The sequence below is a fragment of the Polyangium spumosum genome (assembly GCF_009649845.1).
GTDB classification, from domain to species: domain Bacteria; phylum Myxococcota_A; class Polyangia; order Polyangiales; family Polyangiaceae; genus Polyangium; species Polyangium spumosum.
On record NZ_WJIE01000001.1, the window covers coordinates 764997 to 791043 of the forward strand.

At 70.5% G+C, this 26047-nt stretch carries 19 protein-coding genes; 5 read left to right on the forward strand and 14 right to left on the reverse strand.

Going from position 1 to position 26047, the window contains the following annotated elements; translation table 11 throughout:
• The first annotated feature begins 40 nt into the window (after positions 1 to 40).
• A complete protein-coding gene (gene hisC / locus GF068_RS03285) occupies positions 41 to 1129 on the forward strand; it encodes a histidinol-phosphate transaminase (RefSeq protein WP_153817801.1) in 1089 nt (362 codons plus the stop codon).
• The gene (locus tag GF068_RS03290; protein ID WP_153817802.1) at positions 1126 to 2277 is read left to right on the forward strand and encodes a tetratricopeptide repeat protein; all 1152 of its coding nucleotides are present in this window, start codon (positions 1126 to 1128) and stop codon (positions 2275 to 2277) included. The genes hisC and GF068_RS03290 overlap by 4 nt, the downstream gene beginning before the upstream one ends.
• Here the strand turns inward: GF068_RS03290 and GF068_RS03295 are convergent.
• The 8 genes from GF068_RS03295 to nuoE all read right to left on the reverse strand — a co-directional run bounded on the left by GF068_RS03295 (position 2274) and on the right by nuoE (position 12191).
• Complete coding sequence (locus tag GF068_RS03295; protein ID WP_153817803.1) at positions 2274 to 3245, reverse strand: hypothetical protein; 972 nt, start codon at positions 3243 to 3245, stop codon at positions 2274 to 2276. The two genes, GF068_RS03290 and GF068_RS03295, sit on opposite strands and share 4 nt — an antisense overlap.
• Positions 3246 to 3439: 194 nt before the next feature.
• Positions 3440 to 4972: an NADH-quinone oxidoreductase subunit N gene (locus tag GF068_RS03300; protein ID WP_338046194.1), complete on the reverse strand. Its 1533-nt coding sequence runs from the start codon at positions 4970 to 4972 to the stop codon at positions 3440 to 3442.
• The gene (locus GF068_RS03305) at positions 4969 to 6828 is read right to left on the reverse strand and encodes a complex I subunit 4 family protein (protein WP_153817804.1); all 1860 of its coding nucleotides are present in this window, start codon (positions 6826 to 6828) and stop codon (positions 4969 to 4971) included. The genes GF068_RS03300 and GF068_RS03305 overlap by 4 nt, the downstream gene beginning before the upstream one ends.
• On the reverse strand, positions 6825 to 9440 hold the full coding sequence (nuoL, locus tag GF068_RS03310; RefSeq protein ID WP_338046195.1) for an NADH-quinone oxidoreductase subunit L: 2616 nt from the start codon (positions 9438 to 9440) through the stop codon (positions 6825 to 6827). Before nuoL ends, GF068_RS03305 begins: the two co-directional genes overlap by 4 nt.
• A 1-nt stretch (position 9441) precedes the next feature.
• Positions 9442 to 9750, reverse strand: coding sequence for an NADH-quinone oxidoreductase subunit NuoK (nuoK, locus tag GF068_RS03315; RefSeq protein WP_338046196.1), 309 nt, complete (start codon positions 9748 to 9750; stop codon positions 9442 to 9444).
• The gene (locus GF068_RS03320; protein WP_338046197.1) at positions 9747 to 10358 is read right to left on the reverse strand and encodes an NADH-quinone oxidoreductase subunit J family protein; all 612 of its coding nucleotides are present in this window, start codon (positions 10356 to 10358) and stop codon (positions 9747 to 9749) included. The genes nuoK and GF068_RS03320 overlap by 4 nt, the downstream gene beginning before the upstream one ends.
• Positions 10355 to 11707: an NADH-quinone oxidoreductase subunit NuoF gene (nuoF, locus tag GF068_RS03325; protein ID WP_153817805.1), complete on the reverse strand. Its 1353-nt coding sequence runs from the start codon at positions 11705 to 11707 to the stop codon at positions 10355 to 10357. The genes GF068_RS03320 and nuoF overlap by 4 nt, the downstream gene beginning before the upstream one ends.
• Positions 11708 to 11711: 4 nt before the next feature.
• Positions 11712 to 12191: an NADH-quinone oxidoreductase subunit NuoE gene (nuoE, locus tag GF068_RS03330; protein ID WP_153817806.1), complete on the reverse strand. Its 480-nt coding sequence runs from the start codon at positions 12189 to 12191 to the stop codon at positions 11712 to 11714.
• 486 nt (positions 12192 to 12677) lie between these two features.
• On the opposite strand from nuoE, the gene GF068_RS46075 reads away from it, so the two are divergent.
• A complete protein-coding gene (locus GF068_RS46075) occupies positions 12678 to 13832 on the forward strand; it encodes a zinc-ribbon domain-containing protein (RefSeq protein ID WP_153817807.1) in 1155 nt (384 codons plus the stop codon).
• A complete protein-coding gene (locus GF068_RS03340; RefSeq protein WP_153817808.1) occupies positions 13829 to 14332 on the forward strand; it encodes a DUF2752 domain-containing protein in 504 nt (167 codons plus the stop codon). The genes GF068_RS46075 and GF068_RS03340 overlap by 4 nt, the downstream gene beginning before the upstream one ends.
• A gap of 43 nt (positions 14333 to 14375) precedes the next feature.
• Here the strand turns inward: GF068_RS03340 and GF068_RS03345 are convergent, their stop codons facing one another.
• The 5 genes from GF068_RS03345 to GF068_RS03365 form a co-directional block, all read right to left on the reverse strand.
• On the reverse strand, positions 14376 to 14921 hold the full coding sequence (locus GF068_RS03345) for a hemerythrin domain-containing protein (protein ID WP_170319278.1): 546 nt from the start codon (positions 14919 to 14921) through the stop codon (positions 14376 to 14378).
• A gap of 176 nt (positions 14922 to 15097) precedes the next feature.
• Positions 15098 to 16069 carry a serine/threonine-protein kinase gene (locus GF068_RS03350; protein ID WP_153817810.1) on the reverse strand — a complete coding sequence of 324 codons (972 nt, stop codon included), beginning with the start codon at positions 16067 to 16069 and terminating at the stop codon, positions 15098 to 15100.
• Positions 16070 to 16280: 211 nt separating this feature from the next.
• On the reverse strand, positions 16281 to 18911 hold the full coding sequence (gene mutS, locus GF068_RS03355; RefSeq protein WP_338046198.1) for a DNA mismatch repair protein MutS: 2631 nt from the start codon (positions 18909 to 18911) through the stop codon (positions 16281 to 16283).
• Positions 18912 to 19020: 109 nt separating this feature from the next.
• A complete protein-coding gene (locus tag GF068_RS03360; RefSeq protein WP_153817811.1) occupies positions 19021 to 22098 on the reverse strand; it encodes a hypothetical protein in 3078 nt (1025 codons plus the stop codon).
• On the reverse strand, positions 22095 to 23831 hold the full coding sequence (locus GF068_RS03365) for a hypothetical protein (protein WP_240806584.1): 1737 nt from the start codon (positions 23829 to 23831) through the stop codon (positions 22095 to 22097). Before GF068_RS03365 ends, GF068_RS03360 begins: the two co-directional genes overlap by 4 nt.
• Before the next feature lie 238 nt (positions 23832 to 24069).
• Between GF068_RS03365 and GF068_RS03370 the strand changes: the two genes are divergently transcribed.
• Positions 24070 to 24507: a gamma-glutamylcyclotransferase family protein gene (locus GF068_RS03370; protein ID WP_153817812.1), complete on the forward strand. Its 438-nt coding sequence runs from the start codon at positions 24070 to 24072 to the stop codon at positions 24505 to 24507.
• Positions 24508 to 24513: 6 nt separating this feature from the next.
• On the opposite strand, the gene GF068_RS03375 is transcribed toward GF068_RS03370, so the two are convergent.
• Positions 24514 to 25464: a YhjD/YihY/BrkB family envelope integrity protein gene (locus GF068_RS03375; protein ID WP_170319279.1), complete on the reverse strand. Its 951-nt coding sequence runs from the start codon at positions 25462 to 25464 to the stop codon at positions 24514 to 24516.
• Positions 25465 to 26047 lie beyond the last annotated feature (583 nt).

The following is a 26047-nucleotide window of genomic DNA, read 5'->3' on the forward strand; positions in this document are numbered from 1 at the left end:
ATCACCGGGCGACGGGGGCTAAGCTGCCGCGCTGATTCGTATGACCGCGTCCCGCTTCGCCAACCTGCTCCGCCCCGAGCTCGCGGACCTCGCCGCGTACGTCCCGCACACGGGCGACTTCGAGATCCGGCTCGACGGCAACGAGGCCCCGCCGCTGCTCTCCCCCGACGCGCGCGCCGCCGTCGCGCAGGCGCTCGCGGCGGGCGCGCTCGAGCGGTACCCCGATCCACGAGCGACCGAGCTCCGCGAGGCGATCACGAGCCACGTGGGCGGCACGTCGGACGAGGTCCTCGTGGGCACGGGCTCGGACGAGGTGATCGCCCTCCTGCTCACCGCGCTCTCGCAGCCGCGCGCAGGCGCCGAGGCAGCGACGATCGTCACGCCGTCGCCGACGTTCGTGATGTACCGGCTCAGCGCGGCCGCCCGCGGCATCCGTGTCCACGAGGTCCCGCTCGACGATCGCTGGGACCTCGACGTCGCGCAGATGCGCGCGGCCATCACCTCGACGAACCCGAACATCGTCTTCCTCGCGTCGCCGAACAACCCGACCGGGACGCGCATGTCCGAGGATCGCATCCGCGCCGTGATCGAAGCCGCGCCCGAAGCGCTCGTCGTGCTCGACGAGGCGTACGTCGCCTTCGCGCCCGCGAGTGTCGCGCACCTCCGCCACGCTTACCCGAACGTCGCCCTGCTCGGCACCGTCTCCAAGATCGGCTTCGCGGCGCTACGCGTCGGCTGGTTCGTGGGGCCGGCCGAGCTCGTCCGCGAGATCGACAAGGTCCGCCAGCCCTACAACCTGCCCACGCCCTCGCAGCGCGCCGCCACGCTCGTCCTCTGCGAGCTGCGCGCCGAGATCGAGCGCGTCGTCGCGCACGTCGTCGCGGAGCGCGAGCGCCTCGGCCGCGAGCTCGCGCGGCTCGGCTTCGGTGTGCCCCCGAGTGACGCGAACTTCCTTTGGGTCGAAACGAAGCGGCCCGCGAAGGACGTGTTCGAGGGCCTCGCGGCGAACAAGATCCTCGTCCGGAGCTTCCACGCCCGCGGCGGTCGCCTCGCGAACCACCTGCGCATCACGATCGGCACACGCGAAGAGAACGACCGGCTGCTCGAGGTCCTCACGAGGTGGGCATGAGCGGACGTGGACGGTCACTCGCGCGTGGCGCCGCGCTCGTGTTGCTCGGCCTCACGGCGGGCTGCGGTGATCCGAAGGTGATCCGCGTCATCGATGGCGTGCCCACGGAGGGGCGGTTCATCGCGTACGAGGCGTACGCGTATTACGCCCGCGCCGCGGAGGCCGAAGCGCGCGGCGATCTACGGCTGGCGATCCTGCTCTACCGCGGCGCCGCCGAGCACGACGCGAAGAGCGTCGAGGTCTGGACCCGCCTCGGCGCCGCAGCGTGCGCCGATCCCGACGCGCGTGGCTCCGCCGGAGGCGCCTTCGAACGCGCCGAGGCGCTCGATCCGACCTACGAGCCCCTCGCCCGCGCGCGCGCCCGCTGCGCCGAGAAGATGGGCCGGCTCGACGAGGCGCTCGGGCACGCCGCCCGCGCCGTCGCCCTCGATCCAGGGCAGGACGAGGCCGTGTTGCTCTACGCCTCGTTGCTCGAGCGAAGAGGTCGCGTCACCGAGGCCGAGCGCTGGCTCGACGCCCTCGTCTTCGAGCGACCCACCTCCGTTCGAGGCTGGCTCGCCCGTTACGAGCTCGCGCTCCGACGCAACGACGCGGCCGCCGCCGAGCGAGCAGCCCGCGCCTTGCGAAGACGCGCGCCTCGCCATGCGGATCGGATCAGCGCCGAGGTGCCCGCGCTCGCGCCGCTCGCCGAGGTCGACGCGGCCCTGCGCTCCGGCGACCTCGGCGCCGCCCGAAAGGCCGCTCTTCGCGCGCGCCTCCCCGCCCCCGAGCTCGCCGTCCGGGCCGCGGCCCTCGGCCTCGCGCCCCTCGCGCGCGACCAGGCCGAGCTCGTCCTCGGCGCCGATCCTTCGTCGAGCTCCGCGCGGATCGCGCTCGCCGTCGCCGCGGATCTCGCGGGCGACGCGGCCCTCTTCGCGTCCGCGCTCGACGCCCCGAGGGACACGCTCGCCGCGGCCCCCTCCCCGCTCGCGCGCCTGCTCTTCGCCGATCTGCTCCTGCGACGCGCGGGCGCCGAGGCCGCACGCGCGTTCGCCGGCGCCGCCTCCGCGTCGTCCGACACATCGCCGAACGCAACACCCGATCCGCTGCTCGAAGCCGTCCGCAAGCGCGTGCGCGCTCGCCTCGCGCCCTCGGGCAAGGGCGCTTAGCGTTCCTTCTCGGCTTCGGCCTTCTTCTCGGCTTCGGCCTTCTTCTCCGCGGCGGCCTTTTTCCTCGCCTCGGGGGTGTCCTTCTTCTCGTCGAACTCGAGCGTCAGGTCGACCGTGTTGTCGCCTTCCTTCAGCGTGATCCGCTGCTCGACGACCTTGTCGATCGACGGCAGGAACGCGCTCACGCGCACCTCGCCGCCCGCGGGGACGCCGGTGATCTCGTACTGCCCGTCGAGGCCCGTGACCGCGTGGGTCGCGTAGGCGAGCACGTAGACGTCGGCCGTGAGGAACGGGTTCGGCAGCTCGTCGCGGATCATGTAGTGCCCGGGCTCGAACGCGTAGAGCTTCACGGGCGCCCCGCCCGGAACGGCCACGAGCACGGCCTTCTTCGGCGCGCCGTCGAGGTACGGCATGTAGCTCTCGATCTTGTCGATGTTCGCGACCTCGAGGCGCTGCCCGAACGTCATCGCCACCGTGCGGCGCGAGAAGGCGCAGCCGTGGATGGTGACCTTCGCGGCCTCCTCGCGTGCCGGGACGAACCCCTTGTAACCCGTCACCGCGACGAGCACGTCGGCCGCCGCGCCCTCGAGCCCCACGCGGAAGAGCTTTCCGTAGGTCGCCGCGGCCTCGCCGCATTTGCCCGCGGGGAACGTGAAGCTCGTGCCCGGCGGCGCGTCGCCCTTGATGCGCACCGTGCCGCGCACCGTCGCCTTGGGGCCCTCGTACGGCGCTTCGTTCTTCGGGTTGATGACCTTGGTGATGTCGGCGTCGGCGCGCCCGATCCCGTTCGGGAACGCCCCCTTCGGCGCGGGAGCCGCTGCCGAGGCCTCGGGCTTCGCGGATCCCGGCGCTGCCGCTCCGTCGGTCCCGGGCTTCGTGTCGTGGTTCGGGGGAGCCGGGTTGTTCTGGCAACCCAGCGCAACGACGCAGGGGACGACGAGCAACCAGGCCATCGAAGTTCGGTTCATCACCCCGGACGTGGGCAAGCCCTGCGCCGCGCAGGATCGTGGCCGTTTCGAGGCAACACGTCGTTCACCGTGCCAACCGAGTTGTCGGATCATCATCAACCTCGTTGTCACTCCCCCGGCGATGCTGCGGCACAGCCATCGCCGGGGCAAGGGACCTTCGTTGTGGGGGAAGCGAGGAGCGCGGAGCGAGGCGTTCAGCGCGCGGCGAGGGCCGCCTCGACCGCCATCTGCAGCGACGTCGTCGGCCACAGGCCGAGCACGACCACGAGCACGCCGGAGACGACGAGCGCCGTCGCCACGTACCCCGAGCGCATCGGCTTCGCGATGGGCGCGCCGGGCGCGGGCTCGCGCATGTACATGTAGACCATCACGCGCAGGTAGTAATACGCGGAGATCACGCTGTTCAAGAGCAGGATGACCGCCAGCGGGTAGAGCCCGGCGCCGATCGACGCCTTGACGATGTAGAGCTTGCCGAAGAAGCCCGCCGTCGGAGGCACGCCCGCGAGCGAGAGCAGGAAGAGCGAGAACGCGAAGCCCGCGGCCGGATGCCGCTTGCCCACGCCCGCGAGGTCCTCGTAGCTCACCGCCTCGGCGCCGCGGCTGCCCATCAGGATGAGCGCGCCGAACGCGCCCACGGTCGAGACGGTGTACGTGAGCAGGTAGAACATCACGCTGCCCTGCGCGTCGCCGCCCGCGCGCATCGTCGAGACGACGCCCACGAGCACGTACCCCGCGTGCGCGATGCTCGAGTACGCGAGCATGCGCTTGACCGACTCCTGCTGGCCCGCGATGAGGTTCGCCACCGTCATCGTGAGCACCGCGAGCAGCGCGACGACCGGCGGCCAGCCCGCCGCCCACGACTCGAGCCCGCCCTCGCCGAAGCCACCGATGAGCACGCGGAGCATCGTCGCGAACGCCGCGCACTTCACCGCCACGGCCATGTAGGTCGTCGTCGGCGTCGGCGCGCCCTCGTAGGCGTCCGGCGTCCACATGTGGAACGGCACCGCGCTCACCTTGAACGCGAGCCCCACGATGATGAGCGCCGCCGCCGTGATCACGAGCGCGAAGTTCGGCCCCTTGCCCGGCTGCGCGTTCGCGATCACCTCGCGGATGCCCGCGAGATCCGTGTGCCCCGTCGCGCCGTAGAGCAGCGCCCCGCCGTAGAGCAGGAGCGCCGCCGCGAACGACCCGAGCAGGAAGTACTTCACCGCCGCCTCGGTGCTGCGCAACGAGGCGCGGCGGAAGCCGACCATCGCGTACACGCCGAGCGACATCGTCTCGAGCCCGAGAAAGAGCGAGAGCAGATCCCCCGCGGCCGCGAGGATCATCGCGCCCACGGTCGAGAAGATGACGAGCGGGTAGAACTCGCCCCGATCGAGCCTGTGCTCCGGCAGGTAACCACCCGCGAGCAGCGCGGCGAGCGCGCCGCCGAGGCAAAGCACGAACGAGAAGAACAGGGTGAAGCGGTCGACGATGATCCAGGGCGCGACCAGGTTCGCGCCCTCGAGCTTCTCCGGACCGACGAACCAGATCGCCGCGGCGAAGACGGCGCCCGCGAGCAGCGTCACCGCCGTGCCGAGCGAGAGCTCCGACGACGGCCCCGCGTCCCGATCGTCCGACGTCTCGTCGACGCGGCGCTTCGAGAACGCCTCCGCCACCATCAAGAGCAGGCCGCCGAGGCTGACGACGAGCAGCGGCGACAGACCGAGGAAGAGGCCGGAGTTCACTGCGCCACCTTCCCTTCACCGCCGAGCGCCGCCTGCGAGTCCTCGCCGCCCGCTTCCTCGGCGGGCTTCTCCTTCTTGGGCATGCCCTTCAGGAACGCCGGCGAGAACGTGTCCTCGGGCAGGAGCTTCGCGTCCCGCTCGTCCGCGAACAGGATCGCCTGGCCCGATACGACCTTGTACTGGTTGTGGTGGAGCAGGATCGACTCCTTCATCCGATCGAGGAAGATCGAGGGGAAGAACCCGATGACGAAGATCATGAGCACGAAGGGCGCGAGCGCGAGCGACTCGCGCACCGTGAGGTCGGGCAGGTGCTTGTTCTTCGGGTTCGTGAGCGGCCCGAAGAACATCTTCTGGACCACGTAGAGCATGTAGACCGCCGCGAGGATCACGCCGGCCGCAGCGCCCACCGTGTGGATCCCGGCGAACTTGCCGAGCCGCTCGGACATGAACGTGCCCATGATGACGAGGAACTCGCCGATGAACCCGTTCGTCCCGGGAACGCCGACCGACGCGAACGTCACGATCAGGAAGACCACCGTGTAGATCGGCATCACCTTCGCGAGCCCGCCGAACTCGTCCACCTCGCGCGTGTGGCGCCGGTCGTAGATGACGCCGACGAGGAGGAAGAGCGCGCCCGTCGACACGCCATGGTTGACCATCTGCAGCACCGCGCCCTGCATGCCCGCCGGCGTCGCGCTGAAGAGCCCCAGCATCACGAAGCCGAGGTGCGCGACCGACGAGTACGCGACCAGGCGCTTCACGTCGCGCTGCTTCCACGCGACCAGCGCGCCGTAGAGGATGCCGCCCAGGATCGCCACGCCCGCCAGGTTCGCCGACAGGTTCGACGCGGGCCCCGGGAAGAGCCCGATCGAGAAGCGCATGTACGCGTAGGTGCCGAGCTTCAGCATCACCGCGGCCAGGATCACCGAGCCACCCGTCGGCGCCTGCACGTGCGCGTCCGGCAACCAGGTGTGCACCGGCCACATCGGCACCTTGATGAAGAACGCCAGCGAGAAGGCCCAGAAGCAGATGAGCTGCGCCTCCCTCGACAGGACGACGCGCGAGAGCGCGAGGTAGTCGAAGGTGAACTCACCCGTGAGCTTCTGGTGCGCCCACACGAGGTAGATGATCGCGGCCAGCATCAGCACCGAGCCGGCCATCGTGTAGAGGAAGAACTTGATCGCCGCCTTCACGCGATCCGCGCCGCCCCAGACGCCGATCATGATGAACATCGGCACCAGCATCAGCTCCCAGAACACGTAGAACAGGAAGAGATCGAGCGCGAGGAACGCGCCGATCATCCCGCCCTGCAGGAGCAGGAGCGCGAAGCAGAACTCCTTGATGCGCGTCTTGATCGAGCCGAACGACGCGTACGCCGCGATCGGCGTGACGAACGTCGTCAGGAGGACCAGCCACAGGCTGATGCCGTCGATCGCGACGTGGTAGCGGATGCCGAGGAAGGGCATCCAGTCCTTGATGTACTGGAAGTGCCAGCCCGCGGTCATCGGGACGGTGAGCAGCCAGAGCGACGCGACGAACCCGATGCCGAGCACCACGTAGGTGAAGCCGCGGAGCACCGAGAGCATCTGGCGCGGGATGAACAGCACCGCCGCCGCGCCCACGATCGGCAGCGCGATCAGCAGGTTGAGCAGGTGCGGCCACTCGCCCGCGGCCTCGGCCGCCTGCGGCGCGCCTTCGGACGGCCAGAGCCAGATCACGAAGAGCGTGGTGAGGGCCGCGATGAAGCCGAGGCCGGCGCGTTGCTTCGTCGGCGCGTCGCCCCGCGGGACGAGCGCGCCGAGGATGCCCGCGCCGATCGCGGGCCAGTACTGGAAGACGAGATCGAGCGGGCTCATTGGGCGCCTCGCGGGTTGATGAGCCCAGGGATGTCCTTCGCAGGCACGCGACCACCACCCGCCGGCACCACCGCGCCCGGCACGCCCAGGTTGGGCACGGCCGAGGACGGGAAGCCGCGGCCAGGCCGCGAGATCGCGAAGCTGTGGGTCGCCTCCTGCGCGAACGCGTTGCGCACGTGCAGCTTGACGTCCTTCGTCTCCCCGGGATTGACGTTGATACGAACCTCGCGCACCTGGCTGAAGTCCTTCTGCTCCGTCCCCGTGCCCTCCCAGCGGTAGGTGTAACCAGGGCCGGGCGCCGCCGAGATGACCACCTCGCCGGCCGAGCGGAGCCGCGAATCATCGACCGTCGCGTCGGCGTGCGGCCGGACGAGGAAGAAGCCCACGCCCGCGAGCCCGATGGCCATCGCCGCGCCGTAGACCTGCACGCGGCCGGTCTGGAACGTGCGGAGCACCGTCCCGAAGAACCCGACGACCGCCGCCGTCAGCTTCGCGAGGATGCCGTCGATGAACCACTTGTCCGCGGCCGTGAAGATGTCCGCGAGCGCGTCCACCATCCCGACCACCGTCGCGTCGTACAGCTCGTCGATCCGCCACTTGTCGTAGATGAGCTTGTACAGGCCCGGCGCCGCCTTCTTGAACGACTCCTCCGGCGCGCCGCCCTTGTTCAGGTACACGACCATCGCCGCGCCCGTGCCGCCGAGGAAGGCCGCCACGCCGGGGCCCATCATCGGCCACATGAGCTTCTCGATGCCCTCCGCGCGCGGCACGACGAGGTCGTGCGCCCGCGTGAAGACCGGCGCGAGCATGTGCCCGAGCGGCTCGAGGTGGATGGGCTCCGCCATCAGGAAGCCCGCGAAGGCCGCGAACGCCGCGAGCACCATGAGCGGGAGCGTCATCGCGAGCGGCGACTCGTGGGGCTTCGGGCCCTCGAGCGGCTTGCCGTCGTCGTGCTCGTGATCGTGGTGATCGTCGTGGCCATGATCGTCATGGCCGTGCGCGTGCTTCGGCTCCTTCCAGCCCGCGACGATCTTCCAGCCGCGGAACTCGCCGTGGAAGGTCATGAAGTAGGCGCGGAACATGTAGAACGCCGTCATCGTCGCCGCGACGACGCCCACCCAGTAGATCGCCTGGCCGAGCCACGAGGGCCACGTCCAGAGCGGCTCCATGCGCCCGAGCTCCGGCGCCACGATCTTCGTGGAGAACGCCTTCCAGAGGATCTCGTCCTTCGACCAGAAGCCCGCGAGCGGAGGCGCGCCCGCGATCGCGAAGCACGAGATCAGGAACGTCCACCGCGTGATGGGCAGGTGCTTCTTCAGCCCGCCCATGTTGCGGATGTCCTGCGACCTGTCCGTGTCGTGGATCCGCGCGTGCATCGCGTGGATCACCGAGCCGGCGCCGAGGAAGAGGCAGGCCTTGAAGAACGCGTGCGTGAAGACGTGGAAGAAACCCGCGGCGAACGCGCCCACGCCGACGCCGATGAACATGAACCCGAGCTGGCTCACCGTGGAGTAGGCGAGCACCTTCTTCAGGTCGTGCTGGAACAGGCCGATCGACGCGGCGAAGATCGCCGTGGCGCAGCCGAGCACCGCCACCGTCGCCATCGCCGCCGGCGACATCAGGAACACCGCCGACGTGCGCGCGACGAGGTAGACGCCCGCCGTGACCATCGTGGCCGCGTGGATGAGCGCGGAGACCGGCGTGGGGCCCGCCATCGCGTCCGGGAGCCACACGTAGAGCGGGATCTGCGCGCTCTTGCCGGCGGCGCCGAGGAACATCGCGAGGCCGACGAGCGTCGACGCGTAGACCTGGATGCCCTTCTCGGGCAGGAACAGGTGCACGATCGCCTTGTAGGCCGCGTTCGCGTTCGGGTTCGCCGCGTTCCACTGCGCCTCGAGCGGCAGGTTGCCGAAGGGCCAGATCGTGACCGGATCGAGCAGGTTCCGCGCGCTCGCGTTGATCTCCGCGAAGCGCAGCGATCCCGTGTAGTAGAGCAACATCGCCATCGCCACGAGCAGACCGAAGTCGCCGATGCGGTTGACGATGAACGCCTTCTTGCCCGCGGTCGCGTTCTTCTCCTCGCCGAACCAGAAGCCGATGAGGAGGTAGCTGCAGAGGCCGACGCCCTCCCAGCCGACGAAGAGCACGGCCATGTTGTCCGCCATGACGAGCGTCAACATGGCGAAACAGAAGAGGTTCAAGTACGCGAAGAACCGGTGGTAGCCCGGGTCCTTCACCATGTACTCGCTCGAGTACAGGTGGATCAGGAACCCGACGCCGGTGACCACCAGCATCATCGTCGCGCTCATCGCGTCGACGCTGAAGGCGACGTCGATGGGGATCGTTTGACCCATCCGCCCGTTCAACGAGAACCAGCGCCAAGCGGTCCACGCGAGCGTGCCGCCGCCCTCCCCCTTCGGCAGGAGGAGGAAGGTGGCGAGCGCCGCGATGAACGAGCCGCCGATGGCCGAGAGGGCCATGAGACGGACGCCGGCCTTGCCGAGCCGCTTGCCAAAGACGCCGTTCACGAAGGCGCCGATGAGCGGCAAGGCGAGGACGACCGCTAACAGCGTGAAGTTCGTTGCGGGAAACTGAGCTTTGAGGGCTTCCACGCTAGTTCCTCAGAAGATCGGCGTCGTCCGAGCGCACCGTGCTGCGGAGCCGGAAGAACGCGAGGACGATGGCCAAGCCGACGGCGGCCTCCGCCGCGGCGATGGCGATGATGAAGAAGGTGAAGATCTGCCCCGTGTGATCCCCCGGATGCTGGCGGTTGAAGGCGACCAGCGTGAGGTTCACGGCGTTCAACATCAGCTCGATGCTCATGAGGAGCACGAGCAGGTTGCGTCGGATCAAGAAGCCCACCGCGCCCGTCATGAAGAGCACGGCGGCCACGATCACGAAGTACTCGAGCGGGACGGTCACGACCTCGCCTCCTTGGTCTGGCCTGCGGCGCGCGCGGTGGGTGAGGGAGAGGCGCTCGGCTTCTTCGCGTCCGCCGCGGGCAGCAGCGTGGGATCCACCTGCTTGCCGCGCGCGACCGCGACGGCGCCGACGACGGCCACGAGCAAGAGCGCACCCGAGAGCTCGAACGGCACGAGCGCCGTCGAGAAGAGCTCGTGCCCGATCGACTCGATCGTGCCGAACTGCGGCGGCGCCGCCGGCAGCGCCGTCGGCGCGGGCGACTGCGTGCGCATCACGAGCGCCATCCCGCCGACCCCGCTGAACAGCATCGCCGCCGCGCCCACGTACCTCGCGACCGCGCCCCGCGCGTCGCGCTTCGACTGCGCCGACGGGCCGAGGAGCATGATCACGAAGAGGAAGAGGATCACGACCGCGCCCGCGTACACGAGGAGCTGGATCGCCGCGAGGAACTCGGCCGCCAGCATCAGGTAGAGGCCCGCGATCCCGATGATCGTCGAGAGCAGCCCCATGGCCCCGCGGATCGGGTTCTTCGCGCCCACGGTCACGATCGCGCCGACCAGCGCGATGAGCGAGCAGGCGCCGAAGTACGCCAGTTCGAGTTTGTTCACAGCGCGAGCCTCCCCGTCCCGGACTTGCCCTTCGTGCGCACGTACTCCTCGAACTCCTTGCGGTACTTGCGCAAGAACCCGAGCGCGGGCATCGCCGTGCCCTCGCCGAACGCGCAGATCGTGTTGCCCATGATGTTGTCGGCGATCTCGTGGAGCCGATCGAGCTCCTCCATCGTGGCCTCGCCGTGCGTCATCCGATCGAGGATGCGGAAGAGCCACGCGCTGCCCTCGCGGCACGGCGTGCACTGGCCGCAGGACTCGTGGCGGTAGAACCGCATCAGGTTGTGCATCGCGAGCACGATGTCCGTGTTCTTGTTCAGCACGATCGCGCAGCACGTGCCGAGCATCGTCCCGAGCGCGCGGTACGTCTCCACGCCCATCGGCACGTCGAGCACGTTCTTGCCGTGCCAGCGGTGCAGCGGCGACTTCGCGTCCGGCGCGTTCACGACCTCGTCGGGCCGCAGGATCGGACAGGACGAACCACCCGGGATCACGCCGAGCATCTCGCCGCCCTTCACGCCGCCGCCGAGGTCGTAGATGAGCTCGCGCAGCGTCAGACCCACGCACGCCTCGTAGATGCCGGGCTTGTTCACGTGGCCCGAGACGCCGTAGAGCCGGCAGCCGCCGTCCTTCTGATCGTGCAGGTCCGAGAGCTTGGAGAAGGCGTCGCCGCCCATCGCGAGCGCCACCGGCACCGCCGCGATCGTCTCGAGGTTGTTCACCGTCGTCGGCATGCCGAACGCGCCCGCGTTCGCCGGGAACGGCGGCTTGAGCCGCGGCTCGCCGCGCTTGCCCTCGAGCGAGTTCAGGAGGCTCGTCTCCTCGCCGCAGATGTACGCGCCTGCGCCCGTGTGGACATAGACCTCGACGGGGTAGTCGATCCCGAAGGGCTTCGCGCCGAGGTAGCCCTTCTCGCGCGCCTCCTTGATCGCGCCCCAGAGGCGCGCCTTCGAGAGGTGCAGCTCGTCGCGGACATAGATGTACGCCGCGTGCGCGCCGATGCCGAAGCAGCCGATGATGCAGCCCTCCACCACCGCGTGGGGATCGAGCTCCATGATCGTCCGGTCCTTGAACGTCCCGGGCTCGCCCTCGTCGGCGTTGATGACGAGGTAGTGCGGCTTCTCCGGCTTCGGAGGCCAGGGCATGAAGCTCCACTTCACGCCCATCGGGAAGCCGGCGCCGCCGCGGCCGCGGATGTTCGCGAGCTTCATCTCGTCGACGAGGGCTTCACGCGTCATCGAGAGCGCGCGCTTGGCCTGTTGATAGCCGCCGTCACGCTCGTACACGGGGAGCGTCCACCCCTCGGGGACGCCATACCGCTTCGTCAGATACGTCGTTTGTCGCAGCATGGGGTCACTTGATGAGGCGGTCGAGGATCCGATCGACCTCGGCCGTGGTGAGGTTCTCGTAGTAGTCCTTGTCGACCTGGATCATCGGCGCCGTGCCGCACGAGGCGAGGCACTCCGCCGTCCGCAAGGTCACCTTCCCGTCCTTCGTCGTCTCTCCGACGTGGATGCCGAGGCGCTTCTCGCAGTGGTGGAGGATCTCGTCCGCCCCGCGGAGCGCGCAGCTCAAGGTCCGGCAGACCCAGACCTGATGCTTGCCCACGGGCTCCTTGTTGAAGAGCGTGTAGAACGTCACCACGCCCTTCACGTGCGCGGCCGAGAGGTCGAGCCGAGCCGCCACCCACTCGACGACTTCGTCGGAGATCCACCCGTTCTGCTCTTGGCAGACATGGAGGACGGGGATGCAGGCCGCCTGGCGGTTCGGGTAACGCGAGAGGATTTCTTCGACGTGCTTCTCGCGGTCGGGAGACAATGCGAACTTCGTCATGTTCGTTCGCCAGCAGGGCTAGGGGTGGATCGAGGCGGCGGCAAGCGAGCACGTAGCTTCATGCTCGACTTCGAACCCCTCCGTCGGGCCACGCGCCAGACGAGAGAGAGAACGAGCCGCCCGAAGGGTTTTGCCCGCGTTTCGCTCGGGCCCCTTCTGCAGGCGCGCGCACGCTAGTGAGCGATCCCCGGTTGTGTCAAGGCGCGCCGTTCGCCACGCCGTATCTTTCTCCTTTTCCTACGCTCTGGAGGTGCGCCCGAGCGCACCTCGCAGCGGCTTCGTTTCACGCGCGTCACGCGTCGATCCGCGCGCGCGGGTTTGCTCGCTCGCAACCCCTCATCACCCGGCGCGCGCGTCAGGGGATCGATCTCGTGACGACCACGTGTGTTGTTCTTGAGTCGCGGGGCGACCTTCCACTAGGCTGCCGCCCGCCCTCGCGTCTTTCGCACCTGGTCGAATGACGCGCGGCGCCTCGGGAGGTGGTTCGTGTTCTGTCCGAATTGTGGGACACAAAACTCGGAGACGGCGACGACGTGCACGAAGTGCGGCTTCAACCTGAAAGGAGCTGCCGCGCCGAAGTTCAAGGGGACGATGCTGATGAGCCAGCAGCCCCCCTCTGCACCCCCGGGGGCCATGCCGCCGCCGGCTGCGCCGCCGCCGATGCCGGCTGCGCCGCCGATGCCGGCTGCCGCGCCGCCGCCGCCGATGCCGCCGATGCCCGGCAGCCCCACGCTGGGCGATCAGGGCCTGGCGGGTACGGTGATCGGCGTGCCGCCCGCGGGCCTCGGCCCGACGGCCGCGCCGCCGGGCGCGCCCCCGCCTCCTCCCGGTTATCCGCCGGCAGGTGGCTTCGAGCCTCAGGGTGGTCTCGGGAGCACGATCGCGATCGATCAGATCCCGAACTTCACACCCCCGTCGCCAAACCCGCCCGCCGCGCCGCCCCCGCCGCCCGGCATGCCCTCGCCCGGCGCCTTCCCGGCGCCCGCGGGCCCGCCCCCCGGCGGCGGCTTCGGCGCGGCCCCGCCCGGCGGCTACGGCGCGCCGCCGCCTCCTCCCGGTGGTTACGGCGCCCCGCCGCCCGGCGGCGCGTACGGCCCGCCCCCGGGTGGTGATCCCGGCGCGATGGGCGGCCCCGGTGGTTACGGCGCGCCTCCCAGCCCCGGCGGCTACGGCCCCCCTCCTGGCGGCGCGTACGGCGCGCCCCAGGGCGGCGCCATGGTTGGTCCTGGCCAGTACCCCGGCGGCGCGATGGGCGCTCCCATGGGCATGGGCGGCGGCGGCGCCATGATGGGCGCGCAGGGCGGCGGCATGGGCGGCATGCGCGGCCAGACGCGCAACCCGACGACCGCGCTGCTCGGCACGCTCTTCTGCTGCGGCATGTACCACCTCTTCGGTGGGTACGGCATGCTGAACGAGCTCAAGGCCTACACGAAGGACGAGTCGCTCCAGACGTGGCACCTCTTCGTCCCGATCCTGAACCTGCTCATGATCCTGAAGCTGCCCGAGATCGTGACGCGGGCGAAGCAGATGGCCGGCTCGCGCAGCCCGCAGTCGCAGAGCCTCGTGATGTACATCTTCCTCTTCCCCTACGCGCTGGCGAAGGACCTGAACCAGGTCTGGGACCCGAACCTGGCCGATTGAGCGCGCTCCCCGCGCCGGGGCGACGCGCGGACGAACCCGCCATCGCCCCGGCTCCCTCCCCCGTCCCGTCTCCCTCGCCTGGCCTCCGCGCCTCCGCGCCCGCACCAAGAGGGTCGGCGCTCGGCCGCGCCGCGCGCCTCGCCGCCGTCGCCGCGGCCTTTGGCCTCGCGGTCGCGCTCCGGATCCCTCTCTGCCCGTTCGCCCTCATCACGCGCCACCCGTGCCCGGGTTGTGGCCTCACGCGCGCCGCCCTCGCCCTCGCCACCGGCGACCTCCACGAGGCGCTCCACCTCCACCCGCTCGTGATCCCCGTCGTGCCCGTGGTCGCGCTCGTCCTCCTGCAAGGAAGCTACAACTACGTGCGCCACGGCCGCTGGTACACGTTCGCGTTTCAGCAGACGCGCTGGATCACGCTCGGCTCGATCGTCCTCGCCGTCGCGATGATCGCCGTCTGGTTCGTCCGCTTCTTCGGCCTCTTCGGCGGCCCCGTCCCCGTGTAGCCGGCGGCGTTTCGTTGGAGCACCAAGGATCTCCGACGCGCCTTCACATCGCCCCGGGCGACGGCCTGCGTGCTCCTCGGCGTCCGCCGCGCGGCTCCGCCTCGGACGACGCCTCCGAAGGCCGCGCCTTCGCCGCGCGCATGTCGTCGCTCGACGCGAGCAGCCGGTTGTACGAGCGCTCGATCTCCTCGCCGAGCACGTCGAGCTCCTCGTCCGTGAGGCTCCGCTTCAGCTTCGGGAACACCACGTCCTCCTGCACCTCCGCGTGCCTCTCGAAGCGCTCGCGCAGCGCCACGATCATCGCCGCGAACTGCGGCCCGGAGCGCGGCATCGTGAGCGCCACGCGCGCCGCGTCGAGGATCCGCCTGTGCTCGTCGCGCGCCTCGCGGATGTCCGCGTCGTCGCCCAGCCGGCTCGCGCACGCGATGTAGACGTACGCCTCCTCGACGCGGACGTGCGCGTCGACCGCGCGCAGCGCCGCGTAAAACGCCTCCTCGCTCCCCGCGCCGACCGGCGACGCCTCGGCGAGACGCGACAGCAGCGCCGAGACGTCGCGGTGCTGTTGCTCCAACAGATCGAGTGCATCCATGAGCCCTCTCCTCCAAGCCTCTCGCTGCGGCGGCCCTTTCGCGCGGGGAGCGCACGCGGGCGGAACCGTGCGCGAAAGCCGCGCAGCGCGGGCGTCTATGGCAAGGAGCGGGCCCATGGCAGGCGCGCACGGCGTGCTCGATGGCGCGCCGTTCCTGCCGCGTGGCGGGGGATCTCCTACCCCGCGAGCGCCGCGGCCGCCCCGGCGACCTTCGCGCGGCGGGGCTTCATTTCGGCGAGCGCGCGCCGCATCTCCGCGGCGCCCGAGAACCGCGCCTCCGGGTGCTTCGCCAGCGCGCGCGACAGGAGCACATCGAGGGCGCGCGGCGCGCTCCGGAGCTCCGCGCGCAGCGGCACCGGGGCCTTGCGCACCGTCGCCACGGCGACGTCCAGGTCCCCCTCCCCGCGGAAGGGCAGCTTCCCCGAGACCGCGTAGTAGAGCAGCAGGGCCGTCGCGAACAGATCACTCTGCGGCGTGATCGCGCGGCCCCGCGTCACTTGCTCGGGCGACATGAACCGGATCGTCCCCACGAGCGCGCCGCGGCTGTCCGCCGTCACCCCGTCGCCCGTGTCCACGCCCGGCTCGTGCGCGAAGCCAAAATCGAGCAGGAGCACCTGCGCCTCGCCCGGCGGCCCCTCGGTGAGCAGGACGTTCTCCGGCGTGAGATCCCGGTGCACGATCCCCGCCGCGTGCACGGCCTCGAGCCCGGCCAGGATCTGGTCCGTCACGTCGAGCGCGCGCCCGAGCGGCAGCGGCCCGTCCTCCCGCACGACGGCCCCGAGCGTCCTGCCGCGATAGAGCTCCATCAGGTAGTACGGCCGCCCGTCGCTCATCTGCCCGTGCCCGAGCACCGGCGCCACGTTCGGGTGGACCACCCGACGCGTGAAGGAGATCTCCCGCTCGAAGCGGGCCTTGGCGCCCTCGTCGTCCGCGAAGCAGGCCCGCAGCGTCTTCAGCGCCACGCGCTTGCCCGTCGTGGTCACGCGGGCCGCGTACACGAGCCCCATCCCGCCTTCGGCCACCACGCCCTCGAGCACGAGGCCCGGCACGTAGGGCGCGCCCTGATCCGCCTCGGGAGCGGAGCTCGGCGCGTCGCGTGGCGGGAGGGGGTCCCGGGACAATCCTTCGTTGAAGTTCGGAGGGGTCATGGTCGGGGCAGCAGGTCATTTCTGCACGCTCCCCGTCAGGAATCACCCGAAAAGTGCATCCGCACCTTGCCCGGCTCGAATCAGGACCGTCCTCAACGTTCGGCTGCGCAAGGTGGACGTGCGGCGCCCGTCCCGGCCGCAGACGAGCAGGTACGCGAGCACGCCTCGCGCCGGATCGCTTGCTTTTTTCCGCGCTCTCTTCGGGCGCCGATCAGGACGGCAGGAGCGACTTCAGGCGCGCGACGAACGTGAGCGCGTCGAGCGGCGTCAAGCGCTCGACCTCCACGGCGCGCAGCGTTTCGAGGACGGGCGCGGCCGCATCGACGTCGGGTTTTGCCTTCGCGAACAGGTCGAGCTGCACCGAGCCCTGCTTCGTGCGTCCTCGCATCGTCGCGTGTTTGCCCGACGGCAGCGCCGCGCCCGCCTCGAGCGTCGCGAGGATCGCCTTCGCCCGCGCGAGCACCGGCTCCGGCACCCCCGCGAGCCGCGCGACCGCGACCCCGTAGCTGCGGCTCGCCGGCCCCTTCACGAGCTTGTGCAGGAAGACCACGTCGCCCGCGTGCTCGCGCGCCGACACCGACCAGTTCGCCACGCCCGGCCCGTGCTGCGCGAGCTCCGTCAGCTCGTGGTAGTGCGTGGCGAACATCGCGCGGCACCCGACCGCGTCGTGGAGGTGCTCGGCCACCGCCCACGCGATCGCGAGCCCGTCGTACGTGCTCGTGCCGCGGCCGATCTCGTCGAGGATCACGAGCGAGCGCCGGGTCGCGTCGCGCAGGATCGTCGCCGTCTCCCGCATCTCGACCATGAACGTGCTCTCGCCGCGCGCCACGTTGTCGCTCGCGCCCACGCGCGACAGCACGCGATCCACGACGCCGATCCGCGCCCCCTGCGCGGGGACGAAGCTCCCTGCCTGCGCGAGGATCGTGATCAGCGCGACCTGGCGCATCAGCGTCGACTTGCCCGCCATGTTCGGCCCCGTCAGCAGCCAGAGCCGCTCGCCTCCGAGGTCGAGCGTCGTGTCGTTCGGCACGAAGCGACCTGCGGCCGCGAGCCGCTCCACGACCGGGTGCCTCCCGCCTTCGATGACGAGCGCCTCGCCCATGTCCACCTCCGGCCGCACGTAGTCCTGCCGGTGCGCCACGTCCGCGAGCGCCGCCGCGACGTCCCACGAGGCGAGCGTCCGCGCGAGCTTACGGATCCGCTCCGCGCTCTCGGCCACGAGGCGGACGAGCCCCTCGAAGATGTCCGTCTCCCGCGCGAGCGCGCGCGACTCGGCGTTCTCGAGCCCGTCGGCCAGCTCGTCGAGCCTGTCGCTCGTGAAGCGCTCGCCGCCGGCCACCGTCTGCTTGCGCCGGAAGTCCGGCGGCACCTTGCCGAGGTGCGTCTTCGTCACCTCGATGTACCAGCCGAACACGCGCGTGAACCGGATGCGCAGCGAGCCCGCGCCCGTCTTCTCGCGCAGCTCCGCCTCGAGCTTCGTCATCTCCTCCGCGCCCCCCCGCGCGAGCCTGCGCTGCGTGCCGAGCTCCGCGTCGTACTCCTCCCGGACGAACCCGCCCTCCCGCGCCAGCGCAGGCGGCCTGTCGACGAGCGCCGCCGCGAGCTTCGCCGCGAGCTCCGGGAGCGTGTCGACCTCGGCCCCGAACAGCTCGCCCGCGTCCACGATCGACCGCGTCGCCGCCACCGCCGCGGGCGCCGCGAGCAGCCCGTCCCGCAGCGCGCCGAGGTCCTTCGGCGTCGCCTCCCGCAACACGGCCCGCACGCTGAGCCGCTCGAGATCCCCCACCTTCGCGAGCGCCTCCCGCAGCTCCGCCCTCGCCCGCGGGTTCTCCACGAACGCCTGCACCTCATCAAGCCTCCGCCGGATCGACGCCACGTCGAGCAGCGGCGCGAGCAACCTCCGCCGCAAGAGCCGCGCCCCCGCCGGCGTCACCGTCGCGTCCACCGTCTCGAGCAGCGTCCCCTTCCTCGACCCGTCCGCCCCTCGCACGAGCTCCAGGTGCACCTGCGCCGTCTCGTCGATCCGCATGGCCCCGGTCGGGTCGTACGGCGCGATCCTCCGCACCGGCAGCGGGCTGCCCGGCGTGCACTTGTGCGCGAACCGCAGCGCCCGCGCCGCCGCCCGCCGCGCCGAGAGCGGCAACGTCACCGCTGCCTCCGCCGCGATCGGCTCCGCCACCGCGCCGTCGATCGTCGCTGCCACGTCTCCGTCGTCGAGCGGCTCGTCGTCCCGCAGCACCGCGCGAGGCGCCGCCAGCCCGGCGCCTTTTTTCACGTCCGCGGGCAGCCCTCCGCCCACGAGCACCTCCCGCGGGTCGCACCGGGCGAGCTCCCCGAGCAGGGACGCGAGATCGGGGATCATCCCGGCCGACAGCTCGCCCGTCGAGAGATCGAGCAGGGCAATCCCTCGTTCGGTGTTGTCCTCCGCGGCGTCCACGGCGACGAGGTAGTGGTTTGCCCGCGCGTCGAGCTGCTCGGCGTCGGTCACGAGCCCCGGCGTGATCACGCGGACCACCTGGCGCGGCACGATCCCCTTGACGGTCGAGGGATCGGCCATTTGCTCGCAGATGGCCACCTTGTGCCCGAACGTCAGCAGCCGGGCGATGTATCCAGCGGCCGCGTGGTGCGGCACACCTGCCATCGGTTCTTCGTCGGGATTGCCTCTGTTCCGGCTCGTCAGGGTGATGTCGAGCAGGCGCGCCGCAATGACGGCGTCCTCGTGGAACATCTCGTAGAAGTCCCCCATCCTGAAAAACAGGATTGCGTCGGGGTGGGCGGCCTTCGCCTCCTCGTACTGACGCATCACGGGGGTGAGCTTCTTGCCGCTATTGCGCGCTTGCACGGCCCCCCCTTACCACGGTTTGCCCGGCAGGTCCCCTTCGTTTGTCCAGGGCGCCCCGGAAAAACCCGGGGCGCTCTACACCCGTTCAGGGCCCGCGGACGAACCCCGGTCAGTAATATTGCCGCGTGATGTCGAGCCGGCTGGCGGAGAGGAGGATGAGGCCTTCGAGCGAGCCGTCGGTGATGGCGAGCTCGCCGGTGGAGGGGACGAACGAGATCGCCTGGGGCTGGATCTCGCTCGTGTTCGAGGCGAGGTTCAGGAGGAGGGGCCGGAAGTTGCCTTGCGTCGCGAACTGGAAAAACGTGTCGCGCGGCGGGCCGTTGAGGTCCGGCGAACCGGGGTTCGCGTCGAAATCGCTCCCCTGCGCCGGATCGTTGATGGCCATGCGGAAGAACGGATTGATGAAGGCGTGCACGTCGCCGTCCTTCACCACCGTGCCGCTCGGCGCGGCGCGCACGCGGCCGTTCTCGCGGACGCGGTTCGGATCACACGAGTTCCGGCAAGCGCCGAGCGGGGTATCCCCCACGCTCGCCGAGGCCGGGATCACGTGGTGCAAGAAGCCCGACGAATCGCCGACGACCGACCATTGGTTCCCCACGCGAATGTTGAACCCGACGAGCGTGGGGAAGCAGCATTCGTAGAGCTCCGGCGGGACGGCCATCGTGTCGTCCGGGTTCGGCGTCGCCGGGTTCGGGATCCCGCCGCGCGACGCGCCGAGCTCCAGCCGGTCCTGGTACGCCTCCACGATCCGGATGTCGCGTGTATTGCGCGGGACCTCCGCCACGCCGAACGTCAATTTGCACGTCTGGAACGTGCAGACCCCTTGTGTCGCCGGATCCTGCCAGTGGACGTCGTCCTCCGCCGGGATGTTCGAGCCAATTTGCACGTAATCGGCCAGCGCCACGGCCCTCGCCTCCGCCTCCGCCTCCGAGAGCCCCTCGTTTTGCAGGATCTCCTTCCAGGCGCGTTGCCCGAGCACGCCACGATCGCAGAACCGGCTCGCGGCGTCGGAGAGCATCGGGGCGGCCCCGCCCGTGAGATCCAGCCGCCCGGCCTTCCCGGCGAGCCCCGGCAGCGCGCCCTCGTAGGTGATCGTGAACGCCTGGCTCGTCGACTGCGCGCGTGGATCCTCGAAGTTCATCGCGACCGTATGCTCGAGCTCCCCGGCGTTCGTCGTGAGGCCCGTCTCCTGGTCGATGATCCGCAACGTCCCGCCGATGGCGAGCGTCAAATGCTCGGGCGGCACCTCCTCGCTCGGATCCGGGGGCGCGGGCACCGTCGCGCGTAGCACCGGCCCGCCCGGATCGAAGGTCGATTGCAGCGTCCCCTGGTTGTCGTACAGCAACGGGAAACCCGCGATGCCCGGCTGGTTCTGCCCCGTCCGCTCCGACGTCCGCAGGTAGTTCGTGCTGCGCGGCGTGTGCGGCACGACGACGTTGCACGAGACCTCGCCCGAGCTCGCGAGCGCCTCCTCCTCGGCGAGCTCCTGGACGAGCTCCGGCGGCGCGCCGGAGGGCGGGCAACCGTAGAGGTACGTGTACCGTGTCGGCGCCCGGCAATACGCGTCGTAGTCGTCGATGTCCACGATCGCGATCTGGCCCGTGCCGAGCACGACGTACGCGAAGGCGCCGCGCATGCGGGCCGGCCCCGCGCCGCGATCGTAGTTCGCGCTCGTCCGGTAGAGCGTCTCGGGATCACACGACGCCGCCTCCGACGTGCAGACCTTCAGGTCCGGATCCGGATTGCAGCGAATCCCCTCCGGCGCCACGCCCGTGGCCGGGATGGGCTGCGGGTTGTCGCGCTCGATGATCACGAGATCCTGCACGGGCACGCCGAACTCCACGCGATCCGGCGCCTGCAGAGGGGTCCACTCCGGGTGGGGCCGCGTGAGCGGCCGGCGTGACGTCGCGTCCTCCGCGATGTCGAACACCATCACGCTCCCGTCGAGATCATCCACCGCGTAGAGGAAACGATCGAGCGACCCCGCGAGCGTCGGCGACGCGGCGACCTGGCTCGTGGTCACGACCCGATCGGGCTTGCGCAGCGACGTCGGCAGGAGCGGATCCCGCTCGATGGGCTCGCAGGGCGTCTCCATGTCGAGCACGTGCACGACGGGCGCCTCGAGGTCGCCGACGAAGAGCCGCTTCTCCGAAAGCGCGAGCCCCGCGGGGCGGGAATCGTACGCCTGGGCCGGCGCGGGCACGATCACGGGAGGCGCGACACACGCCGCGCCCGTCGGCGGAGGCGCCGGCGGGCTCTGCACCGGCAGATCCACCTCGAGCGGCACCCAGCGATCGATCGGGCACTCGTTCCACGAGCCCGGCGCGTGCTTGTAGACGAGCTCGCCCGTCTCCGGATCCTTCTTCGGCGTGCCGTCCGCCTCGCGCTCCACGTCGAACAACGTCTGCGCGTCGATCACGGCGAGCGCGCCGAGATCGGGGATCGTCACGACGAGCTTCGGCCGGCCGAAGCCCTCCTGCGTGAGGTCCACGAGGTAGCCGCCTTCCCCGTCGGGCTCCGCCTCGCGCGGCTTCGAATACGTCGTGTCCTCGCAACGCGCCCGCACCTCGCCGTCGTCGTTCGCCGGATCGTAGACCACGAGCATCTCGCCCGGCGCCGCGGGAAGCGCGCAGGCGGGCCAGCTCGACAGCGTCTTCGGCGCGCACGTCGCGCAGACCCGGATGTCCTTCGCCGCGAGCGCGAAGATCCCCTCCCGCCCGTGCTCGGCCACGCCCACGAACGCCGCCATGCTGCCGCTCGTGCTCGCGATGTCGATCGGCTGCGCGCCGATGGGCAGGAAGTTCGCGCCCGGCACGCGCGGATGCGAGTCGAGCACCGGATCTTTTTTCGTGCTCATGTCGACCACGGCCACCTCGCCGCGCGTCGTCTGCGTCACGAGCGCGTAGAGGTGCGGATGCGTCGTCGTCCCGTCCGCCACGGCGAAGTCGTCCGGCGACTCGAACCGCGTGTTCGAACATCGCTCGAACGGCAGCGCCGGCGTCGTCCCGACGCCCGGGGCGCCGAGGCAGAGGAACGACACGCGGCCCGAGCGCTCGAGGGCGCGGACCGTCTGCGCCACCGTCTGCGTCTGGCACCCGCTGCCGGACGCGAGCGCGAGGGGCAGGCCGAGCCCGGCGAGCGCCAGGGCGCCAAACGTCTTGTGTGAAAACGACCGTGACCGCTTCATTGCGACTCCTTGGGCGGCACCGGCTTGCCGAGCGTCATGTACATCGACCCGAACGTGGCCTGATTCCGCATGTCGAGATCCACCACGCCGACGTAAGAATCCGTGAAATGGGCGACGTACATCGTCGAGTACCAGACCGGCTCGCCCTGCGCGTCGAGCACCACGTTCCCCGCCTCGTCCCGCATCCGCTCCGTGTCGAACGCGAGCGCGTGTGGCCCGCGGCCCGTCTTGATGACGGTGTCCACGCGCCGCGCGACCGGGTCGTACGAGAAGACGAAGCTCGAATCGAACGCCACGGCGAACACACGCCACGCGGGCTTGCCGTCCTCCCCGATCACCCGCCCCATCTCCACGCGCGACGCGCCGAACGCGAGCGGCACCGCGTCGTGGAACGTGATGTCCTCGTACGCGCCCGACACCTCCGGCCCGCTCGGCCCCTCGCGCTCCGTGAACTTCGCCTCCACCTGCCCGATCACGAGCGCCGCGGGGTTCCGGTTCGCCATGAAGATCCCGAGCGCATGATCCTCGGCGCAATCCCGCAGGCACGTGCCGCGCGTCGCGCCCGTCGGACAAGCCTCCTCGCAGGCCTGCCGCTCGCTCGCGTCGATCGCGACCCCACGCGAGTCCGTCGAGTTCGCCGTCGCCCCGATCCGCACCGCAGCCGTACGCGTGATGAAAGGCCGCGCCGGGCTCGACCCGCGGTCGTCGTTGTACCGGAGCACGTCGAACTCCGCCGACGATCGAAAGCTCACCCCGAACGCCGGCGTGTAGTCGATCGCGCCGCGGTTCTCCGCGATGAGACGCGGCGTCGGGAAGGCGACCACGTCCGTGGGCCCCGGCGGCATGTTCGTGAGGTAGTGCTCCAGCGCAGGCTCGCTCTCCCAGCGGTTCACGAGCAGGCTGGCCGTCTGCTCGGTCTGATGCACGACCACGAGCGACGCGCCGACGTCGTCCACCGCGATGCCAAACGGCTCGACGGGCAACGTCAGCTCCCGCTGGCTGTCCGAAGCATCCCGCCCGACGAGGTGATCCCTCCCGCACCGAGCCCCCTCCGACGCCGCCCCGCACGCGAGGCAGATCGCGTCCCCGCAGGGTGAAGCCGCGGGCAGCGCGGCGCCCTCGCAGGTGATCTCCCGGTCGTCGGTGATGTCGAAGTACGTCACCGAGGGATCCCCACGCACCGGCACGAAGAGCCGCGCCCCGCGGCCGTCCTTGCACGGATCGGGCTTGACCGCGATCACCGCATCCGAAGCAAAGGCGCCGATCGTCATCACCTTCCCGCCCCGCAGGTAAGGCGCGAGCGCGACAGGCGCGCAAGGCCCCGGGTAGAGCGTCGTGTTGTCGTTGCGCCCCACGCCCGCCGCGCCACACGCCCCGGCCATCGCCTCGGTGTTCGAGACCGGCATCGCGGCCGCGTCGAGGATCGCCTGCCTGAGCCGCCCCGTGTCCTCGCGCAGCAAAACGAGGTCGAGCGCCATCATCGTCCCGCCGCTGTATTGCAGATCGAAATCGGAGTTCGCCACGTAGAGCGCCGTCCTCCCGGGCGAAACCAGGACGCCCGTCGGGAAGTAGAACGCGTCGAGCGGCGGCGGCAGCCCCTCGGCGACGTTGAAGCACCCCCCGAGGCCGACGAGGCCCGAGGCAGCGAGCACCAGCGCAAGAGCAGCGACGCGCCCCCGGCGCGGCAAAGGACCCCGAGCGCTCGGGCGACGGAAGACAGGTTCGGGCGACATGGCGCGGCGCAGCCTAGTTTGCCGCCCCCTGCAGAGCAAGGCGCCCGGCCGCCATCCGGTGATGTCCGGGGCGCTGGCGCTGGCGATGGGGCTTTGCCCCAGACCCCACCAGGGGCTGTCCGCCCCTGGACCCGGACCAGGCACGGCCTGGACCGATGGCGACAGCGCGCGAGGCGCGCTGGCGACGGGAGACGAGGGGTCGCTTGGCGTTTGAGCGGCGTTCGATTAGGGTCGAGGGATGGCCGCGCCGACCCGCGAGATCGTGCTCTTCGTGTGTGACAGCCTCATGCAAGGGGAAGAGCAACACGCCCGCCTCGCCGCCGCGCGCCCCCTCGGCCCAGCCACGACCGCGCCCGCCTACGACCTCGTCGACCTCGGCACGACCGGCGCCCTCATCCCCGGCGGCATGGTCTCGGTCGTGGGCGAGCTGTATGGCCTCGAGCCCGCAGCCCTCGCCGCGCTCGACGTCTTTCGTGGCCACCCCGTCCTGAACCAGCGCGTCACCATCCGCCTCGCCGACGGCCGCGAAGCGCAAGGTTACACCGTCCTGCCCGAACAATCGGCAGGCCGGCGCCGCGTGCTCGCAGGCGACTGGCGCAAGCGCCGCGGCGCGACCTCCCTCGGCGGAGGCCGCGGCGCAGGCCCCCTCGTCCGCTGGGCCGGCCGCCGCTCCTGAGAGGGATCAGCCCCCGCTCCCCGGCAGCTCCCGCTCCCCTTTTCGTTTCCCGCCCTGCGCGTAATGCTCGAGCAACGAGTTCACCTCGGACCCGAGCAGAATCACGAGCCCGGCCACGTAGAGCCACAAGAGCAGCACGATCACCGCGCCCAGGCTCCCGTACGTCGCCTCGTACGACCCGAAGTTCTCCACGTAAAACCGGAAGCCGAGCGCGGCCAGGATGAGCACGCCGACGCCGAGCACCGCGCCCGGCGAGATGAACCGGAAGCTCTGCCGCACGTTCGGCCCGAAGTAATACACCACGGCGAACGCCATCAGCAAAAAGCCCAGGATCACCGTCCAGCGGAAGGCCGAAAAGAGCTTCAGGAGCGCGCCGCTCCAGCCGATGATCGCGGCCACCTCGCGCTGCAAGATCCCGCCGAACACGATGAGCCCGAACGCGGTCACCACGAGCGCGCCGAAGAGCAACACGAGCAGGACGGACATCCCGCGCGTCTTCCAGAAAGGCCGCGTCTCCTTCACGTCGTAGGTGACATTGAGCTGCCCGATCACGGCATTCAGCCCGTTCGACGCGGCCCATAACGCGCCCAGAAAGCCGACCGAGAGCAGCCCGCCGCGGCGCTCGGACAGCACCCTGTCGACCGTCGACGTGAAGAGCTCCGCCGCCTGCGTCGGCATGGCCTCCCGGAGGAGGTCCATGATCGCCGGCTCGAGCCCCGGAATGGGCAAATAAGGCAAGAGGCTCAGGAGGAAAATCGCGGCCGGGAAGATCGAGAGCATCAGGAAATACGCCAATGCCGCCGCGCCCGTGGAGACCTGATCTTCCCGGATCTCGTTGTAGAGATCCTTGAAGAAGCGCTTGTACCCGACGCCGGGCCGGATCAGCCGCTTGAACGGAATCGTCGGGTGCTCCTGTCCACGCTCGCCACGGGGGGCCTTGCGTCTCCACGCGCGCACGCGCCGCGACCGGCTTTGCACACCGAGCGGGGAATGAGTCCGCATGCGCCCTCACGGGGCAAGCCGGATGCCGGACGGTCCCCAGCCCGACAGGCATGCCATGGACCCGCGCCGCGGTCGCTCGGCGGGTTCGAGCTGCTCGTGCCCGGGGGCCAGCTCCATTCCGCACACAGCGTGTGCACAAACTTTTCCTCGTCACCCCCCAAAATCACGACCCTCCCCTCGCGCCCGCGCGACTTCGAGTCGTGCCCGCGCAACATTTCGTCGCTCTCGCGCGACCCACCTCACACGCCCACGCGACTTCGAGTCGTGCTCACGAGACCTTCAGGTCTCGTCCACGAGACTTCAAGTCTCGCCCGCGCAACATTTTGTCGCCTCCGCGCGACCCACCTCACACGCCCACGCGACTCCAGGTCGTGCCCGCGAGACCTTCGGGTCTCGTCCACGAGACTTCAAGTCTCGCCCGCGCAACATTTCGTCGCCCCCGCACGACTTCGAGACGCGCGCGCGCCCCCCCCCCCGCGCCCCCCCCCCCCCCCCACGAACTCCCCAGCCCCCCCCCCTAGTCCTTGGACCACCGACG

Coding starts and splice junctions, on each gene's coding strand:
- hisC (WP_153817801.1), top strand. CDS start 41: ATGACCGCGTCCCGCTTCGCCAACCTGCTCCGCCCCGAGCTCGCGGAC.
- GF068_RS03290 (WP_153817802.1), top strand. CDS start 1,126: ATGAGCGGACGTGGACGGTCACTCGCGCGTGGCGCCGCGCTCGTGTTG.
- GF068_RS03295 (WP_153817803.1), bottom strand. CDS start 3,245: ATGAACCGAACTTCGATGGCCTGGTTGCTCGTCGTCCCCTGCGTCGTT.
- GF068_RS03305 (WP_153817804.1), bottom strand. CDS start 6,828: ATGAGCCCGCTCGATCTCGTCTTCCAGTACTGGCCCGCGATCGGCGCG.
- nuoF (WP_153817805.1), bottom strand. CDS start 11,707: ATGCTGCGACAAACGACGTATCTGACGAAGCGGTATGGCGTCCCCGAG.
- nuoE (WP_153817806.1), bottom strand. CDS start 12,191: ATGACGAAGTTCGCATTGTCTCCCGACCGCGAGAAGCACGTCGAAGAA.
- GF068_RS03345 (WP_170319278.1), bottom strand. CDS start 14,921: ATGGATGCACTCGATCTGTTGGAGCAACAGCACCGCGACGTCTCGGCG.
- GF068_RS03350 (WP_153817810.1), bottom strand. CDS start 16,069: ATGACCCCTCCGAACTTCAACGAAGGATTGTCCCGGGACCCCCTCCCG.
- GF068_RS03360 (WP_153817811.1), bottom strand. CDS start 22,098: ATGAAGCGGTCACGGTCGTTTTCACACAAGACGTTTGGCGCCCTGGCG.
- GF068_RS03365 (WP_240806584.1), bottom strand. CDS start 23,831: ATGTCGCCCGAACCTGTCTTCCGTCGCCCGAGCGCTCGGGGTCCTTTG.
- GF068_RS03370 (WP_153817812.1), top strand. CDS start 24,070: ATGGCCGCGCCGACCCGCGAGATCGTGCTCTTCGTGTGTGACAGCCTC.